12 protein-coding genes and 1 pseudogene are annotated in these 17,424 nt (G+C 43.9%); 12 read left to right on the top strand and 1 reads right to left on the bottom strand.

Annotation, left to right across the window (positions count from 1 at the left end; genetic code table 11):
* Positions 1-6: 6 nt before the first annotated feature.
* Entirely contained in the window at positions 7-1,608 is a 1,602-nt protein-coding gene (leuA, locus tag AACQ81_RS16540) for a 2-isopropylmalate synthase (RefSeq protein ID WP_237385675.1), read from the bottom strand.
* Between the two features lie 1,093 nt (positions 1,609-2,701).
* Between leuA and leuO the strand changes: the two genes are divergently transcribed.
* The 12 genes and pseudogenes from leuO to mraY all read left to right on the top strand — a co-directional run bounded on the left by leuO (position 2,702) and on the right by mraY (position 17,410).
* Positions 2,702-3,649, top strand: a complete 948-nt coding sequence (gene leuO, locus AACQ81_RS16535; protein ID WP_237385674.1) for a transcriptional regulator LeuO — start codon at positions 2,702-2,704, stop codon at positions 3,647-3,649.
* 314 nt (positions 3,650-3,963) lie between these two features.
* Positions 3,964-5,763 (top strand): AMP-dependent synthetase/ligase, encoded by a 1,800-nt coding sequence (locus AACQ81_RS16530; RefSeq protein ID WP_443089517.1) that lies wholly within the window; start codon positions 3,964-3,966, stop codon positions 5,761-5,763.
* A 219-nt stretch (positions 5,764-5,982) separates the two neighbouring features.
* Positions 5,983-7,710, top strand: coding sequence for an acetolactate synthase 3 large subunit (ilvI, locus tag AACQ81_RS16525; protein ID WP_237385672.1), 1,728 nt, complete (start codon positions 5,983-5,985; stop codon positions 7,708-7,710).
* Between the two features lie 2 nt (positions 7,711-7,712).
* Positions 7,713-8,204 (top strand): acetolactate synthase small subunit, encoded by a 492-nt coding sequence (ilvN, locus tag AACQ81_RS16520; RefSeq protein WP_237385671.1) that lies wholly within the window; start codon positions 7,713-7,715, stop codon positions 8,202-8,204.
* Between the two features lie 88 nt (positions 8,205-8,292).
* Positions 8,293-9,300 (top strand): catabolite repressor/activator, encoded by a 1,008-nt coding sequence (gene cra, locus AACQ81_RS16515; RefSeq protein WP_237385670.1) that lies wholly within the window; start codon positions 8,293-8,295, stop codon positions 9,298-9,300.
* A 648-nt stretch (positions 9,301-9,948) separates the two neighbouring features.
* The gene (gene mraZ, locus AACQ81_RS16510) at positions 9,949-10,407 is read left to right on the top strand and encodes a division/cell wall cluster transcriptional repressor MraZ (protein WP_237385669.1); all 459 of its coding nucleotides are present in this window, start codon (positions 9,949-9,951) and stop codon (positions 10,405-10,407) included.
* Between the two features lie 2 nt (positions 10,408-10,409).
* Positions 10,410-11,354, top strand: a complete 945-nt coding sequence (gene rsmH / locus AACQ81_RS16505) for a 16S rRNA (cytosine(1402)-N(4))-methyltransferase RsmH (protein WP_237385668.1) — start codon at positions 10,410-10,412, stop codon at positions 11,352-11,354.
* Positions 11,354-11,671 (top strand): cell division protein FtsL, encoded by a 318-nt coding sequence (gene ftsL, locus AACQ81_RS16500; RefSeq protein WP_237385667.1) that lies wholly within the window; start codon positions 11,354-11,356, stop codon positions 11,669-11,671. The genes rsmH and ftsL overlap by 1 nt, the downstream gene beginning before the upstream one ends.
* A 27-nt stretch (positions 11,672-11,698) precedes the next feature.
* Positions 11,699-13,481: pseudogene (locus AACQ81_RS16495) on the top strand (peptidoglycan glycosyltransferase FtsI).
* On the top strand, positions 13,468-14,955 hold the full coding sequence (gene murE / locus AACQ81_RS16490) for a UDP-N-acetylmuramoyl-L-alanyl-D-glutamate--2,6-diaminopimelate ligase (protein ID WP_237385665.1): 1,488 nt from the start codon (positions 13,468-13,470) through the stop codon (positions 14,953-14,955). Before AACQ81_RS16495 ends, murE begins: the two are co-directional and overlap by 14 nt.
* Positions 14,952-16,334 carry a UDP-N-acetylmuramoyl-tripeptide--D-alanyl-D-alanine ligase gene (gene murF, locus AACQ81_RS16485; RefSeq protein ID WP_237385664.1) on the top strand — a complete coding sequence of 461 codons (1,383 nt, stop codon included), beginning with the start codon at positions 14,952-14,954 and terminating at the stop codon, positions 16,332-16,334. Before murE ends, murF begins: the two co-directional genes overlap by 4 nt.
* Positions 16,328-17,410 (top strand): phospho-N-acetylmuramoyl-pentapeptide-transferase, encoded by a 1,083-nt coding sequence (mraY, locus tag AACQ81_RS16480; protein ID WP_237385663.1) that lies wholly within the window; start codon positions 16,328-16,330, stop codon positions 17,408-17,410. Before murF ends, mraY begins: the two co-directional genes overlap by 7 nt.
* Positions 17,411-17,424 lie beyond the last annotated feature (14 nt).

Genomic DNA, 17,424 nt, shown 5'->3' with positions numbered 1-17,424 from the left:
ACATGATTATGCAGTTTCCTTAGAGTTGTCTTGAGTATCGTTAGAGTTGTTATTTTGAGTATTACACTGAGATATACGCAGCTTCTCTTTTTCTACTTGTTCTGCCTGCCAGATGCTGTTCAAGACGTGGATCATGGCTCTGGCTGAAGATTCAATGATATCTGTTTCCAGCCCCATTCCGTGGAAGCGACGCCCAAAACATTCCACGATAATATCAACTTGACCGAGGGCATCTTTCCCATGCCCCTTGCCGGATAATTGGTAGGAGATTAATTTAAACGGATAACCCGTAATGCGGCCGATGGCCTGATAAATAGCATCAACAGTACCGTTACCCGTAGAGGCTTCAGATTTGACTTTATCACCGCAGGCCAGGCGTACGGTTGCCGTAGGTACGACATTGGTTCCGGACTGGATGCTGAAATAATCCAGTCGGTAATGTTCATGTGTTTGCTGTTGTTGATTGATGAACACCAATGCTTCCAAATCGTAATCAAACACTTGTCCTTTTTTGTCTGCCAATTTTAAGAACGCTTGATACAAGGAATCCAGATCATAATCATTTTCCAGATAGCCCATTTCTGACATGCGGTGTTTCACTGCCGCTCGTCCAGAACGTGAGGTCAGATTTAATTGAGTATCTTTCAGTCCGATGGATTCTGGTGTCATGATCTCATAAGTTTCACGATTTTTCAGAACACCATCCTGATGGATGCCAGAAGAGTGGGCAAACGCATTACTACCAACAACGGCTTTATGGGCAGGGATAGGGGTATTGCAAATTTGGCTAACCAATTGGCTGGTACGGTAGATTTCTTGATGGTTAATATTGGTATGAACTCCTAACATTTGCTGGCGTGTTTTGATCGTCATGATCACCTCTTCCAGCGAACAGTTACCGGCGCGTTCCCCCAACCCATTGATCGTGCCTTCTATCTGTCGGGCACCAGCCTGAACTGCGGTAATTGAGTTAGCCGCGGACATGCCCAAATCATCATGGCAATGAACAGAAATAATCGCTTTATCAATATTGGGTACACGCTCAAATAAGGTACGGATAATCCCGCCGAATTGATAAGGCGTGGTGTAACCCACGGTGTCGGGAATATTGACTGTGGTTGCACCTGCCTTGATTGCCTGTTCAACAATTCTGCATAAGTTGTCGATATTTGTGCGACCAGCATCTTCACAGGAAAATTCGACGTCATCAGTGTAATTACGTGCCCGTTTGATGGAGCGAACTGCCATTTCAACAACATCATCAAAAGTTCTTTTTAATTTATGTTCAACATGCAGACTGGAGGTAGCCAATACCATGTGCAGACGAAAGGCTTCGGCGACTTTCAAGGCTTCGGCGGCGACATCAATATCATTGTCAACACAACGGGATAAGGCACAGATACGGCTATTTTTAATTTCACGTGCGATTGTTTGAACGGATTGAAAATCTCCCGGAGAAGAAACAGGAAAACCAGCTTCAATAATATCGACTCCCAACCTTTCCAACGCATAAGCGATTTGAAGTTTCTCTTTTACACTCAGGCTGGCTTGTAATGCCTGTTCTCCATCACGCAATGTGGTATCGAAGATGATAACTTGCTGGCTCATGTTGTTGTGCTCCTGTCAAATAGGTTAAGCGATGATGTTTTGTTTTTTCAGGCGCCGAGCAGGTAAAAAAAACCCGCGCGGTGCGCGGGTTTTTTGCTTTCTGATGGAGGTTAACTTAACTTTGTTTTTCACCTACCAGCACACCGCGCACATTAAAGGCGATTAGTAGTAGGCTGAGTAGGCGAATTAAGTGAATCATGTAAGCTAACCTTTATGAATTTGTTAATTGACTTTTAATTATCAGTGCATTTTTTATAGATACTTTATTTTAAAAATAATGTCAAGCTATATGAGTAGAGATTTAGTGTGAATCCTGTTCGTTGTTGATTCCTAATTGGGTATATTTTGGGCTTGGTGACTATTTTTTACATTTTTAGCGATGTTTTTATCTATTTTTCATATCTATATATGGAGTAAAATCCGGCTCTGATGGATACTAAATGTAGTATCTGTTGTTTTGTACAGTCGTTTTTATGTGATTTTTATGCGATTGCTGTTTTAATCTGATCGCTTTTAAACCTAGAGTTTAAATCAATTGATTAAATATGATTGTCTAAATGCAGATACGAGGTTCTAAGGAACAAGGATAAGATGAATGTTCACCATAGTGTGTCTAGATTAAGAAATCATAACTATATAGAATATTAATAAGTCGTATATCAATATATTGGAAAAGCGAATTTCTGATTAATACTTCAGAGCATTTTCCCAATAGGTAATATTAATAGAAAGTTCTAATAAATAGTTGTAATACAGTAATTTTATTATGAATTTTTTTCTGACACTCATTTTGTCATTATTGACTGAACGTTTTGAACGTAAGTTGTTAATGTAAGATGAGTTATTTCTATTCATATATAACGCATTGATATTCATGCTTCTAAAAATATTACGAATACGTAAATAATAAAACATTGGTTATACATATTTATTTTTTTGTACAAGGATGAATCTCAATTTAATTTACAAGAATTGAGGTAATTGATCTTATTAATTGGCAGGACTGTTTTTGATGTCAAAATGTTGCGTTTTCGAACGGTCAATCTGCCATTATTTAATGAGATCACTGCTATAAGTTTAGTGGAGTGAAATAATGACTGAATACAATTTAGTAACTACAGGAAGAAAAGAATCATGCGATGTTCAACTGCGTAGTGTTGATCTTAATTTGCTTACTGTTTTTGATGCTGTAATGCAGATGCAGAATATCACGCGCGCAGCTCAAGTGTTGGGAATGTCACAGCCGGCTGTCAGTAATGCTGTGGCACGTTTGAAGACGATGTTTGATGATGAATTATTTGTCCGTTATGGTCGGGGCATTCAGCCAACTGCTAGAGCAAAACAGCTTTTCGGGCCACTCAGACAGGCACTTCAAATTGTTCATAATGAATTGCCCGGGGTAGGATTTGATCCCAATAACAGTACAAGGGTGTTTAATCTTTCTATTTGTAGCCCTCTTGATATTCGCTTGGCTGCTCAAATCGTCGGGAAAATTAAAAAACATTCTTCAAATATCGAAGTTGTCATTAGAACACAAATTAGTGATGATATAGAGAAACAATTAAAATATCAGGAAATAGAATTCGTTCTCAGTTATACCCAATTAGAACAGTCTGATTTCAATAATTATCCGTTGTTTAATGATGAATTGGTTCTGGCAGTTTCTAAACATCACCCAAGAATTGGGAAGCTAATTACTCAGCAACAATTGTTGGAAGAAAGACATGCCATTGTTGCATTGGATAATGTAGCTTCATTCAGTAAACCTTACTATGAAGGTAATGAATTATTGCGTTCTGTTTCTTATCAAGGAACGGACTTAAATAGTGTATTGAATATTGTCTCTCAGACTTATTTAGTGGCTATCGTGCCAAAATGGATGGTTGAACATTATTCTGAACAGTTAAATATTTGTTCGGTTCCTTTACCTAATGGTCAAATTTCTCGTCCTTGTTATTTGATTTGGCATAGCTCAACAGATCGGGATAAAGGTCATCAGTGGATGAAATCGCTCCTGAGCCATCTTGGTGAACGAGAATAAAATAAAACACGCTAGAGCCTATCCCAAGATGTTGTCGGGGTAGGGCTCTTGGCCAACATTTTCTTTGGTGGAATATATCTGTCCTCTTCCAACTTGCTCCTTTATCGCAATATTTATCTCTGATTATCCATACTTGTTCGGTAAATTCTGTAAATATTTTCCTCTTCTGAGGGAGAAGATATTGAAAATACGCTTTCCCCTTTTACTGGGAATGGGTAGACTGCGCAAAAATAGCTAACATCTGTAAGCTGAAAAGTAGGCGGTATGCTTGCTGAATATGCTGAACTGAAATATTTATACAGGAATATATTGTGATAACAGATTCTCTGCATTCCTATCATTTGGTTAATCGATTGCAGCAGCAAGCCAATGAATATCCGGAAAAAATTGCTTTTCAGCAATGGTCTCCATCGAAACAACTTGAAATGAGTTGGCGGGAGGTCAAACATGCCACTGAAGCTATAGCAAAAGCATTATTATTTCTGGATGTGGAAGTACAGGGAAAAGTCGGTATATTTGCGAATAATTGTATGGCGTGGTCATTGAGTGATTTAGCCATCCTCCAGCTTCGGGCTGTGACAGTTCCGCTTTACTCAACCAGTACCCGAGAACAGGCAGCATTCATTCTTAATGATGCGGAAGCACGTGTACTATTTATTGGTGGGCAAGAGCAATATGATATCGCAGTGACACTGATAGAACTGTGTCCCAAACTCACTCATCTTATTGTTATGGATGAATTTGTGGATTTGAAAGCGTGTCCGCAGGCACAGTATTTATCTACCTTTATAGCCAATGATCATGCACAATTTCAGCCAGAGCTTGAGCGCCGTATTAAAGATCAAAACCTCAATGATCTTTTCACTTTGATCTATACCTCCGGTACAACGGGAGAGCCAAAGGGAGTGATGCTGGACTATCACAATATTGCCGCACAACTTTACCTGCATGACCAAAGATTGACATTAACCAAACAGGATGTGTCACTCTGTTTTCTGCCTTTATCTCATATCTTTGAACGTGCATGGAGTTACTACGTCATGCACACTGGTGCCCTGAATGTCTATTTGACTGACACAAATTTTGTGCGTGAGGCGATGACTGATGTGCGTCCAACGGTCATGTGCTCCGTTCCCCGTTTTTATGAAAAAGTGTACAGCGCTATCTCGGCGAAAGTCTCCCGAGCACCTTTTATAAGCAGGATGATTTTCAATTGGGCTTTGAAACGGGGAGAAAGCCGCTGGATGCGTCAGCAGCAGAATAAAAAAGGGTGTCCATTCACTCGTTGTAGTTACCAATTAGCTGACAGACTGGTGTTGAAAAAACTGCGTAATTTGTTGGGCGGACGAATACGTTTTCTGCCTGTGGCGGGTGCTCGCCTCGACGATGAAATTGCCCGTTTCTTTCTGTCCCTTGGACTTAACATTAAATATGGCTATGGCATGACCGAAACCTGCGCCACCGTGTCTTGCTGGGAAGAAAAATCTTATTTTTTAGGCTCAATTGGCACCCCATTACCCGGTGTTGATGTCCGTATCAGTACCGGAGGAGAAATTCAGGTACGCGGCCCTATTGTGATGAAAGGCTATTTCAATCGTCCCGAAGAGACTGTTCATACTTTTACTGAAGATGGCTGGTTGCGTACAGGCGATGCCGGCGGATTAGATGAGGACGGCAATCTGTTTATCACTGAACGTCTGAAAGATTTAATGAAGACATCAACAGGTAAATATATCGCCCCACAAATGATTGAAGGAATGTTGGGACAAGATCGCTTTATTGAGCATATTGCAGTTATTGCCGATGCCCGACAATTTGTTTCCGCGCTGATTGTCCCCAGCTATGAAACGCTGGAAGAGTACGCAAAATCTATTCATCTCCATTATCGGGATCGGCTGGAATTATTACGTAATCATCAAATTATTGAACTGTTTGAAAAGCGTTTGAAGGAAAAACAGAAAAATATCGCTAAGTTCCATCAAGTTAAACGGTTCATTCTTTTGCCAGAAGCTTTTTCTATGGAGAAAGGGGAATTAACGCCGACATTGAAATTACGTCGCAAGGTTATCTCACAACGTTATCAGCGCGAAATTGAGTCTATGTATCGGAGTTGAAGACAGATAAAAAAACCGGCTTTCCATTAAAAAAATGTTTTCAGTATGTGAATTCATGTTTGCTAAGGTTTGTATCTAACGTTATGTTAGTTGACTTAACGTTATAGGATAGCGTTAGAAACTCATATAAATAGAAATGGAATAAGTAAGGCTACTTTTAGTAATAACTTTATGAAATTCCGACAATTAACTTGCAAACAGAGCCTGGAGGCAAACTCAATGGAGATGTTGTCAGGAGCCGAAATGGTCGTCAGATCGTTAATCGATCAGGGTGTCGAACATGTGTTCGGTTATCCGGGCGGGGCGGTCTTGGATATCTACGATGCCCTGCATACGGTTGGAGGAATCGAGCATATTCTGGTTCGCCATGAACAGGGTGCTGTCCATATGGCGGATGGGTATACTCGTTCTACGGGAAAAGTCGGGGTTGTTTTGGTAACATCCGGGCCAGGAGCAACAAATGCCATCACGGGAATCGCAACGGCATACATGGATTCAATTCCCATGGTGGTTCTGTCTGGTCAGGTTGCCAGTTCCCTGATAGGCAATGATGCTTTTCAGGAATGCGATATGGTGGGAATTTCCCGCCCGATTGTAAAACACAGTTTTCTGGTGAAAAAAGCAGAAGATATCCCAAGCACAATTAAAAAAGCTTTCTATCTGGCTGCGACTGGCCGACCCGGGCCTGTTGTTATCGACTTTCCCAAAGATACCGTCAATCCTGCATTGAAATTCCCGTATGTGTACCCTGAAAAAATCAAAATGCGCTCTTACAATCCCACTGTACAGGGGCATAAAAGACAGATTAAGCGTGTATTGAAAACCTTGTTGGATGCGAAGAAACCCGTGATTTATGTGGGGGGAGGTGCCATCAATTCGGAATGTTCAGCGGAATTGATGAAGCTGGCTGAGCGTTTTCATATTCCCGTCGTTAGTTCATTAATGGGATTGGGGGCATTTCCTGCAACTCATCGGCAAAATCTGGGAATGTTGGGAATGCACGGTACTTTTGAAGCGAATAAAGCCATGCACAATTCCGATGTGATTTTTGCGGTGGGAGTACGTTTCGATGATCGTACAACTAATAATCTGGACAAATATTGCCCAGAGGCCACTGTGTTACACATTGATATCGACCCGACTTCAATTTCGAAAACGGTGAGGGCGGATATCCCTATCGTCGGGGATGCCAAACAGGTACTCGGCCAAATGTTGGAGTTACTGGATTCCACAGAAGATACCCAGGATCCGGATGCTCTGAAAGATTGGTGGCTTTCCATCGATCAGTGGCGTACCCGCAAGTGTCTTGATTATGATCGCACTACTGCGAAGATCAAACCGCAAGCTGTAATTCAAACGCTTTACCGCCTAACTGACGGGAAAGCTTATATCGCGTCAGATGTTGGTCAGCACCAGATGTTTGCAGCCCTGCATTATCCATTTGACAAACCGAGACAGTGGATCAATTCCGGTGGTTTGGGAACCATGGGATTTGGCCTGCCTGCCGCGCTCGGTGTGAAGTTGGCAAAACCTGATGCGACAGTGGTATGTGTGACTGGTGATGGCAGTATCCAGATGAATATTCAGGAATTGTCCACCGCTTTGCAATATGGCCTGCCTGTTTTGGTGCTGAACCTGAATAACCGTTTCTTGGGAATGGTAAAACAGTGGCAGGATATCATATATGCGGGTCGTCATTCTCAATCTTATATGGAATCTTTGCCGGATTTCGTCAAATTGGCGGAAGCTTACGGTCATATTGGCATTGCTATCCAAACTTACGACGAGTTAGAAACGAAACTGGCCGAAGCACTGACTGAAGTCACGGCAAACCAGCGTCTGGTCTTTGTGGATGTGACCGTTGATGAAACAGAGCACGTTTATCCAATGCAAATCCGTGGAGGAGCGATGGATGAAATGTGGTTAAGCAAAACAGAGAGGACCTGATCATGCGCCGGATTTTGTCTGTATTACTTGAAAACGAATCGGGAGCATTATCCCGCGTGATTGGTTTGTTTTCTCAGCGGGGTTATAATATCGAAAGTCTGACAGTCGCGCCGACTGAAGACCCAACATTGTCACGTATGACGATCCAGACCAAAGGTGATGCTAAGGTACTGGAACAAATTGAGAAGCAACTGCATAAATTGGTGGATGTGCTGCGAGTTAATGAATTAACGGCAGGGCCTCATGTTGAGCGTGAAATTATGCTGGTGAAGCTACAAGCCAGCGGATATGGTCGGGAAGAAGTTAAGCGCAGTACGGACATTTTTCGCGGGCAGATTGTTGATGTCACATCAATGCTATATACCGTCCAATTAGTTGGCACGAGTGAGAAATTGGATGCATTCCTTGATTCGGTGAGGGATGTGGCTGAAATTGTCGAAGTTGCGCGTTCAGGTATTGTTGGTGTCTCCCGTGGAGATAAAATTATGCGATGAAAAATCGTAATCTGCGGGTTAAAATACAGATATTTACTGAGCCCTACTGTAAAGTAGGGCTTTTTCATCATCTTACTGAGGGGTTAATGTGAAACTGGATGAGATCGCCCGCTTAGCAGGTGTTTCACGTACTACGGCCAGTTATGTTATAAATGGCAAAGCCAAGCAGTATCGGGTCAGTGATAAAACAGTAGAAAAAGTGATGGTGGTGGTCAGAGAGCACAATTATCATCCTAATGCTGTAGCAGCTGGTCTTAGGGCAGGGCGCACCCGTTCAATTGGTTTAGTCATACCCGATTTGGAAAATACGAGTTACACTCGGATTGCCAATTATCTTGAACGTCAGGCGCGCCAGCGTGGATATCAGCTCTTGATTGCATGTTCTGAAGACCAATCTGATAATGAAATGCGCTGCGTTGAGCACCTTCTGCAACGTCAGGTTGATGCTATTATTGTTTCCACGGCCTTGCCCCCTGAACATCCTTTCTACCAGCGCTGGGCAAACCGTTCATTGCCTATCATCGCGCTTGATCGTGCATTGGACAGTGAGCATTTTATCAGTGTTGTTGGGGATGATCTTGAAGATGCAAAAATGCTGGCACAGGAATTGCGACAATTTCCGGCAGAATCTGTACTTTATTTGGGGGCATTGCCTGAATTATCAGTCAGTTTTTTGCGTGAACAGGGTTTTCGTGAATCATGGCAGCATGACCCACGTGAAGTAAATTATTTGTATGCGAATAGTTATGAGCGTGAAGCGGCGGCTGAAGCCTTTGCTTCATGGCTGGAAACCAACCCGGTTCCTCAGGCGATGTATACTACTTCGTTTGCGTTGCTTCAGGGAGTCATGGATACCATTCTCAAGCGCAGCGGTCGCTTACCGAGCCAGTTGGTTATTGCTACATTTGGTGATCATGAGCTGCTCGATTTTCTTGAATGTCCGGTCTTGTCTGTGGCACAGCGTCATCGTGACGTGGCTGAGCGTGCCCTTGAATTGGTATTGGCCAGTTTGGATGAAAAACAACGCCCAACGCCAGGAATAACCAGAATGCGCCGTCATTTATGCCGTCGTGGTAAGTTGAGCCGTAAAGCCTGATTGAGTACCCTCATTGAAGATGAGGGTGCTATTTGCTCTGTCTAAATCACTAAAATACATGTGTTGATGTAATTTTGAGACTATTCTGACTAAAATTTTCCTAAATAGAGTATAGTGACCACTATAACTGATAACACATTATTAAAATTAACAAAGTGAAAAATTGCTCACTAAATACCATGCCATTTATGTGGTTTACTTTTTATTTTAGTATTTCTCATTATTCGTTTGATATTTAATGGCTTTTAATCCTATTGTAAGTATTAAGTTTCATATTATTATTATTTTTAATGTTATTATTATCTAAATATATCTCTGTTATTGATAGATTTTATGCGGTTAACAATTGATCATTGATGAGATGTGACTTGCATATATTAATTTAAGTGGTAATTTTTTGTTCTAAGCTCACAGTCTAAGAAGGCTTTCTCCAAGCTTATTAAATTATTCAAAATTATCATGGTGTTATACATTCTTAATATAGTTATAACCGAAAAATCCTTCTTTTTCTCTCCTGAATCTTTCTGTAAATCTAGCTAAAGCGCACCGGCTCTGGCTTGACAAGGTTTTCATACCATCCGTAAACTCTTAATAGTGGTGATTTGTGGGATAATGTGGAGATTTCGGCCATCAAGGGGTAACCTGAGTATGTTTCGTGGAGCAACGCTGGTTAATCTCGATAGTAAAGGGCGGCTCACTGTACCTGCCCGATATAGAGAAACGCTGAATGAGGAGTCTGTAGGTCAAATGGTTTGTACCATTGATCTCCATCAGCCGTGCTTGTTGCTTTATACATTACCCAAATGGGAAATCATCGAAGAAAAATTATCTCGCTTATCCAGCATGAATCCAACCGAACGTCGTGTTCAACGTTTGTTATTGGGACATGCCAGTGAATGTCAAATGGACAATGCAGGGCGTCTTTTATTAGCTAATACATTGCGTCAGCATGCAAGGCTAACAAAAGAAGTCATGCTGGTTGGGCAATTTAATAAATTTGAATTGTGGGATGAGCAAGTTTGGTATCAGCAAATACAAAGTGATATTGCGGCTGAGCAATCCACACAAGAACCTTTATCTGCAAGGCTACAGGATTTATCACTATAAACATGGCAAATAGTCATTTTAAGCATACCAGTGTATTACTGGATGAAGCTGTCAATGGACTGAATATTCAAGAAGATGGAATTTATATAGATGGAACATTCGGGCGGGGGGGACATTCTCGTCTGATTTTATCTAAATTGGGACCAAATGGGCGTTTAATGGCGATTGATCGTGACCCACAAGCCATTGAAGCTTCAAAGACCATTACAGACGAACGCTTTTCTATCACACACGGGCCATTTTCTGAATTGGCAACTTATGTGGAAAACGCAGGTTTGGTTGGAAAAATTAATGGCGTATTGTTGGATTTAGGGGTTTCTTCCCCACAACTGGATGATCCTGAGCGCGGCTTTTCATTTATGCGTGATGGGCCATTGGATATGCGAATGGACCCTACACGCGGGCTGTCTGCCTCAGAGTGGCTGATGAAAGCGGAAGCAGAAGACATCGCTTGGGTGCTGAAAACATTTGGTGAAGAACGTTTTGCCAAGCGTATTGCAAAGGCTATCGTGACACGCAATCAGGAACAACCGATTACGCGAACACGGGAACTGGCAGAACTTATCGCTCAGGCAAGCCCTTTTAAGGAAAAGCACAAACATCCGGCAACACGCAGCTTTCAGGCTATTAGGATTTACATAAACAGTGAACTGGAAGAGATTGAACGTGCATTGGATGGTGCATTGCGCGTTCTGGCACCACGGGGGCGATTATCTGTCATCAGTTTCCACTCGTTGGAAGATCGCATGGTGAAGCGTTTTATCCGGCAAAACAGTCAAGGACCACAGGTTCCAGTCGGTTTGCCTCTCACTGATGCACAATTAAAAGCGCTGGGAGGACGAAGCTTGAAATCGATTGGCAAAATGAAGCCTTCAGAGGATGAAGTGGCTGCAAATCCAAGAGCGCGAAGCTCGGTTTTGCGGTTTGCTGAAAAGGCGGGTGAATAATGGTTGGTGAACGTCATGGCCTAGTCGGGGTTATTAGCAAAGATTTACTTCGTAATGCCAAGCTCCCACTAGTTTTACTGGTGTCTGTTGTAGTTTCAGCCATTGGTGTTGTGACGGTCGCACATGAAACCCGTTTATTGACTGCGGAAAAGGAGCGTCAGGTAATTCAGCTTGATGCTCAGGATATTGAATGGCGTAACCTGCTCCTTGAAGAGAATGCTCTGGGTGATCACAGTCGGGTTGAAAGAATTGCAACTCAAAATTTGCAGATGCAACACGTTGATCCAGAAAAAGAAAATATTGTGATTACTCATTGAGTCCAGTTGACAACCAAAAGGTAGGCGATGAAAGCTGCACGCTCTTTAAAGTCGAAAAAGCAAGAAGATAAAGCAAGTTTTGTAAGCTGGCGTTTTGCCTTGCTGTGTGGGGGCATTGGGTTTGCTTTAATCGGGCTTTTGATTCGTGTTGCTTATTTGCAGATCATCAATCCAGATCGTTTGGTAAAAGAAGGCGACTCGCGTTCTTTGCGAGTCCAATCTATTCCTACCGCCCGGGGCATGATAAACGATCGCAATGGGCGTCCACTGGCTGTTAGTGTACCCGTTGATGCTATCTGGGCAGATCCCAAAGAGGTGTTTGAAAAAGGCGGAATTACAGACGATTCCCGCTGGAAGGCACTGGCTGATGCACTTTCTATTCCTTTGGAACAATTAACCCGAAAAATCAGTGACTATCCCAATGGGCGCTTTGTTTATCTTGCCCGACAAGTTAACCCCTCCATCGGTGATTATATTCAGAAATTGAAATTATCCGGTATCTATTTGCGTCAGGAATCTCGCCGTTATTATCCGGCAGGTCAGGTTACGGCGCATATTATTGGGGTAACTAACATTGACGGGAAGGGAATTGAGGGGATTGAAAAAAGCTTTGATAGCTGGCTGACAGGTATGCCGGGAAGCCGGACTGTTCGTAAAGATCGTACGGGGCGGGTGATTGAAGATATTGCATCTACAGATAGCAGGGCGGCTCATGATCTGATGCTTAGCATTGACGAACGCCTTCAGACTTTGGTCTATCGTGAGCTGACTAAGGCTGTTGCATTGAACAAAGCTGAATCAGGTACGGCCGTGCTGGTTGATGTTAATACGGGTGAAGTATTGGCGATGGCAAACAGCCCTTCTTATAACCCGAATAATTTAGCCGGAACACCGAAAGATGCGATGCGTAATCGCGCTATCACCGATACTTTTGAGCCGGGCTCCACGATCAAACCTCTCGTGGTGATGAGTGCACTGAATAGTGGAATTGTCAAAGAAAATACGGTGTTGGATACCAGACCCTATCGATTAACGTATGGTTCTAGAGGGCATGAAATCAAAGACGTTGCCCCGCGTCCTGAGTTAACCATTACCGGAATTTTACAGAAGTCGAGTAACGTTGGTGTCTCCAAGCTGGCGTTAGCGATGCCTGCCTCAGAGGTCGTAGATACTTATTTACGCTTTGGGATGGGAAAACCGACCAATCTGGGGCTGGTCGGAGAAAGTAGTGGCTTATTTCCAATAAATAAACAACGGTGGTCTGATCTTGATAGGGCCACCTTTTCTTTCGGCTATGGGCTAATGGTAACTCCGTTACAGTTAGCGCGTGTCTATGCAACGATAGGTAGCTTGGGCGTTTATCGCCCATTGTCAATTACCAAAGTTGATCCTCCTGTACCGGGAATCCGGGTATTTCCTGAGCACATTATGCGAACAGTAGTGCACATGATGGAAAGCGTCGCATTACCAGGCGGCGGCGGTGTACGGGCGGCAATAAAAGGCTATCGCATTGCAATTAAAACCGGTACGGCAAGAAAAGTCGGGCCGGATGGCAAATATCTAAATAATAAACATATTTCTTATACTGCGGGGGTTGCACCTGCGAGTAATCCACGGTTTTCACTGGTTGTGATTATTAATGAACCACAAGCAGGTAAATATTATGGCGGTGCGGTTGCAGCGCCTATCTTCGGCTCCATCATGAGTAGTGTGCTGCGTACGATGAATGTTGAACCAGATGCATTGCCTGTAGGTGATAAAAACGAATTTGTGATTAATAAATAAAGAGGATAAAAGTGGCAGATCGTAATTTACGCGATTTACTGGCTCCATGGGGTGTTGATACACCGGGGCTTCCGCTGCGCGAAATGACATTAGACAGCCGTAAGGTGGCTGCCGGAGATCTGTTTGTTGCCGTTCAGGGGCATCAGACAGATGGTCGAAAATATATTCCTCAAGCCATCGCTCAAGGTGTTGCTGCGGTGATTGCAGAAGCGAAAGGAAAAACGGATAACGGCACGATACAGAAAATGCATGGTGTGCCTGTTATCTATTTGAATGATTTAAATAATAAATTGTCAAAACTGGCTGGTGAATTTTATCAACATCCTGGTAATAAACTAAAATTGGTGGGTGTTACCGGAACCAACGGGAAAACGACAACAACACAATTGCTGGCGCAATGGAGCCAGGGGCTTGGAGAAACCAGCGCTGTGATGGGGACGGTGGGAAATGGCCTGCTGGGCATGGTTGTGCCAAGCGAAAATACCACCGGTTCTGCTGTTGATATTCAGCTTGATTTACAGCAACTCGTTAATCAAAAGGCAACTTTTGCCGCGATGGAAGTTTCTTCACATGGACTGATTCAGGGAAGGGTGGCTGCATTGCCATTTCAAGCTGCCATTTTCACTAATTTAAGCCGAGATCACCTTGATTATCATGGTGATATGGAGAATTACGAAAATGCTAAATGGATGCTGTTTAGCCGCTATGATGCGAAACAGAAAATCATCAATGCTGATGATGGGGTAGGGCAGAAGTGGTTGTCTCGCTTACCTGAGGCTGTTGCCGTTACGATGGAAAACCGTTTGCCAGAAAATTGGCTTGGGCGTTGGTTATCAGCCGAAGAGGTGAATTATCACGACAAAGGCGCATCCATTGCGTTTAGCTCAAGTTGGGGAAATGGAACGCTGAGTAGTCCTTTAATGGGCGCATTCAATGTCAGTAATTTGTTATTGGCACTGGCTACTTTGCTGTCATTGGAATATCCCTTGGACAAATTACTGGCAACCGCATCTTGTCTGGAACCCGTTTGTGGTCGCATGGAAGTTTTTACTGCTGCGGGTCGCCCTATTGTTGTTGTCGATTACGCCCATACACCGGATGCTTTGGAAAAAGCATTGTCTGCGGCTCGGCTGCACTGTAAAGGGCAACTCTGGTGCGTATTTGGTTGTGGCGGTGATCGTGACAAAGGCAAGCGCCCGCTGATGGGAGGGGTTGCAGAACAGGGGGCGGATCGTGTGGTTGTTACTGATGACAATCCCCGCAGTGAGGAACCACAGGCAATTGTAGCGGATATTCTGGCTGGATTTATCGATCCGGGACGGGCGATGGCAATTTATGGGCGTGTTGAGGCTGTTACCAGTGCCATTATGCAGGCAACCGAAGACGATGTTGTTCTGGTTGCAGGTAAAGGCCATGAAGATTACCAACTGATCGGCAATCGCCGTTTGGATTACTCAGATCGCCTGACCGTATCTCGTTTGCTGGGGGTAATCGCATGATCCCACTGACACTCCAGCAACTGGCACAATTAACTGATGGCACTTTACACCACGTAACTGAACAGCAATCTGCAGTTCTCCGAATTAATACAGTAGAAACTGATAGCCGCAAAATCGTAAGTGGGGGTTTGTTTATTGCCTTAAAAGGCGAAAAGTTTGATGCCCATGATTTCGCTGCCGATGTAGTTAAGCAGGACGCAGGGGCCTTATTAGTCAGCCGTCGTCTTGATATTGGCTGCCCGCAGGTGGTGGTGAAAGACACTCGTCTGGCGATGGGAAAACTGGCGGGTTGGGTTCGTCAGCAAAGTAAGGCACGAGTTGTGGCTTTGACTGGATCATCAGGAAAAACATCCGTAAAAGAGATGACGGCGGCTATTCTGCGTCAATGCGGTAATACGCTTTATACCTCTGGTAACTTCAATAATGATATTGGCGTGCCGTTGACGCTGTTCAGACTCACTGACGACCACCAATTTGCCGTCATTGAGCTAGGTGCCAACCATATTGGTGAGATTGCTTATACCACTGAAATGACTCGTCCTGAAAGTGCGTTGGTCAATAATCTGTTTTCTGCTCATCTTGAGGGATTCGGTTCTCTTTCTGGCGTTGCAAAAGCAAAAGGCGAGATTTTTGAAGGCCTTGCTCCAGGCGGGACAGCCATAATCAATCTGGAGAGTAATGATTGGGATAATTGGCAGCACAGCATCAATAAACAGCGGAGAGTGTGGTGTTTCTCCGTTGCCCCTACAGCTGACGCTGATTTTTACGCGACAGAAATTTCGGAACAACCACTGGCAACGCATTTTTGTCTCCATACCTCAGTCGGGAATATCAACCTGATACTGCCATTGCCGGGAAGGCATAATATTGCCAATGCGCTGGCTGCCAGTGCTCTGGCAATTTCTGTTGGTGCATCGCTGGAGGATATTCGTGCCGGGTTATCGGAGCTTAAGGCTGTTTCGGGGCGTTTATTCCCCATCCATCTTGCAGCGGGAAAAGTGGTGCTGGATGACACCTATAACGCCAATACAGGCTCCATGATTGCCGCTGCGAATGTGTTATCACAGATGCCCGGTTACCGCGTCATGGTTGTTGGCGATATGGGAGAGCTTGGGGAGCAGGCAATTGAATGTCACCGTGAGGTGGGAGAAGCGGTGGCCTCGACAGATATCGATAAGGTATTTAGCGTCGGTACTCTCAGCTCCCATATTAGCGCCTCAAGTGGTCGAGGGCAGCATTTCGCAAGCAAGGCTGAATTAATTGCAACGTTGCTCTCTTTACTGGAACAACACGAAATGATTTCAATACTAATCAAAGGTTCACGCAGTACCGCAATGGAAGAGGTAGTGAACACACTGAAGGAGAACTTCCAATGTTAGTTTGGCTAGCCGAGTATCTGGTTCAGTATCATACCGGTTTTAACGTCTTTTCCTATCTGACGTTCAGAGCTATCGTCGGCTTGCTTACAGCACTGTTTATCGCATTGTGGATGGGGCCAACCTTGATTTCTTATCTGCAAAAATTGCAGATAGGCCAGGTTGTACGTGACAACGGCCCAGAATCCCACTTCAGCAAGCGTGGAACGCCAACGATGGGCGGGTTGCTGATCCTGTTTTCCATTACCATTTCTATTTTGTTGTGGGCGCGTCTGGATAACCCATATGTTTGGTGCGTACTGGTGGTGTTGGTAGGTTACGGCATTGTGGGGTTTGTAGACGACTATCGGAAAGTTGTTCGCAAAGATACCAAGGGGCTGATTGCCCGCTGGAAGTATTTCTGGCAATCCGTATTGGCGTTGGGTGTGGCGTTTGTAATGTACAGCATTGGCAAAGGTACTCCAGCGACACAATTGGTCGTGCCGTTCTTCAAAGAAGTCATGCCACAACTCGGGTTGCTTTACATTTTGCTGGCCTATTTCGTGATAGTGGGAACCAGTAATGCAGTGAATTTGACCGATGGTCTGGATGGTCTGGCTATCATGCCTACTGTCTTGGTCGCAGCGGGTTTTGCATTAGTGGCATGGGCAACAGGCAACGTAAATTTTGCCAGCTATTTGCATATTCCTTACCTGAATCATGCGGGTGAGTTGGTAATTGTCTGTACTGCAATTGTTGGTGCTGGATTGGGCTTCTTATGGTTCAACACCTATCCAGCCCAAGTCTTCATGGGTGATGTTGGTTCATTGGCTCTTGGCGGTGCGTTAGGAACCATCGCAGTTTTGCTGCGTCAGGAATTCCTGCTGGTCATCATGGGCGGAGTGTTTGTGGTAGAAACATTGTCTGTCATTTTGCAGGTTGGATCGTTCAAACTGCGTGGACAACGGATTTTCCGCATGGCACCTATTCACCATCATTATGAATTGAAAGGCTGGCCGGAACCACGTGTTATTGTGCGCTTTTGGATTATTTCTTTGATGCTGGTACTGATTGGTCTGGCAACGCTGAAGGTACGTTAATCATGGCTGAGTTA

Source organism: Xenorhabdus sp. Sc-CR9 (assembly GCF_963897815.1).
GTDB lineage: Bacteria > Pseudomonadota > Gammaproteobacteria > Enterobacterales > Enterobacteriaceae > Xenorhabdus.
Note: the sequence above shows the minus strand (reverse complement) of the source record. Positions and strands in the feature narration are given on the sequence as shown.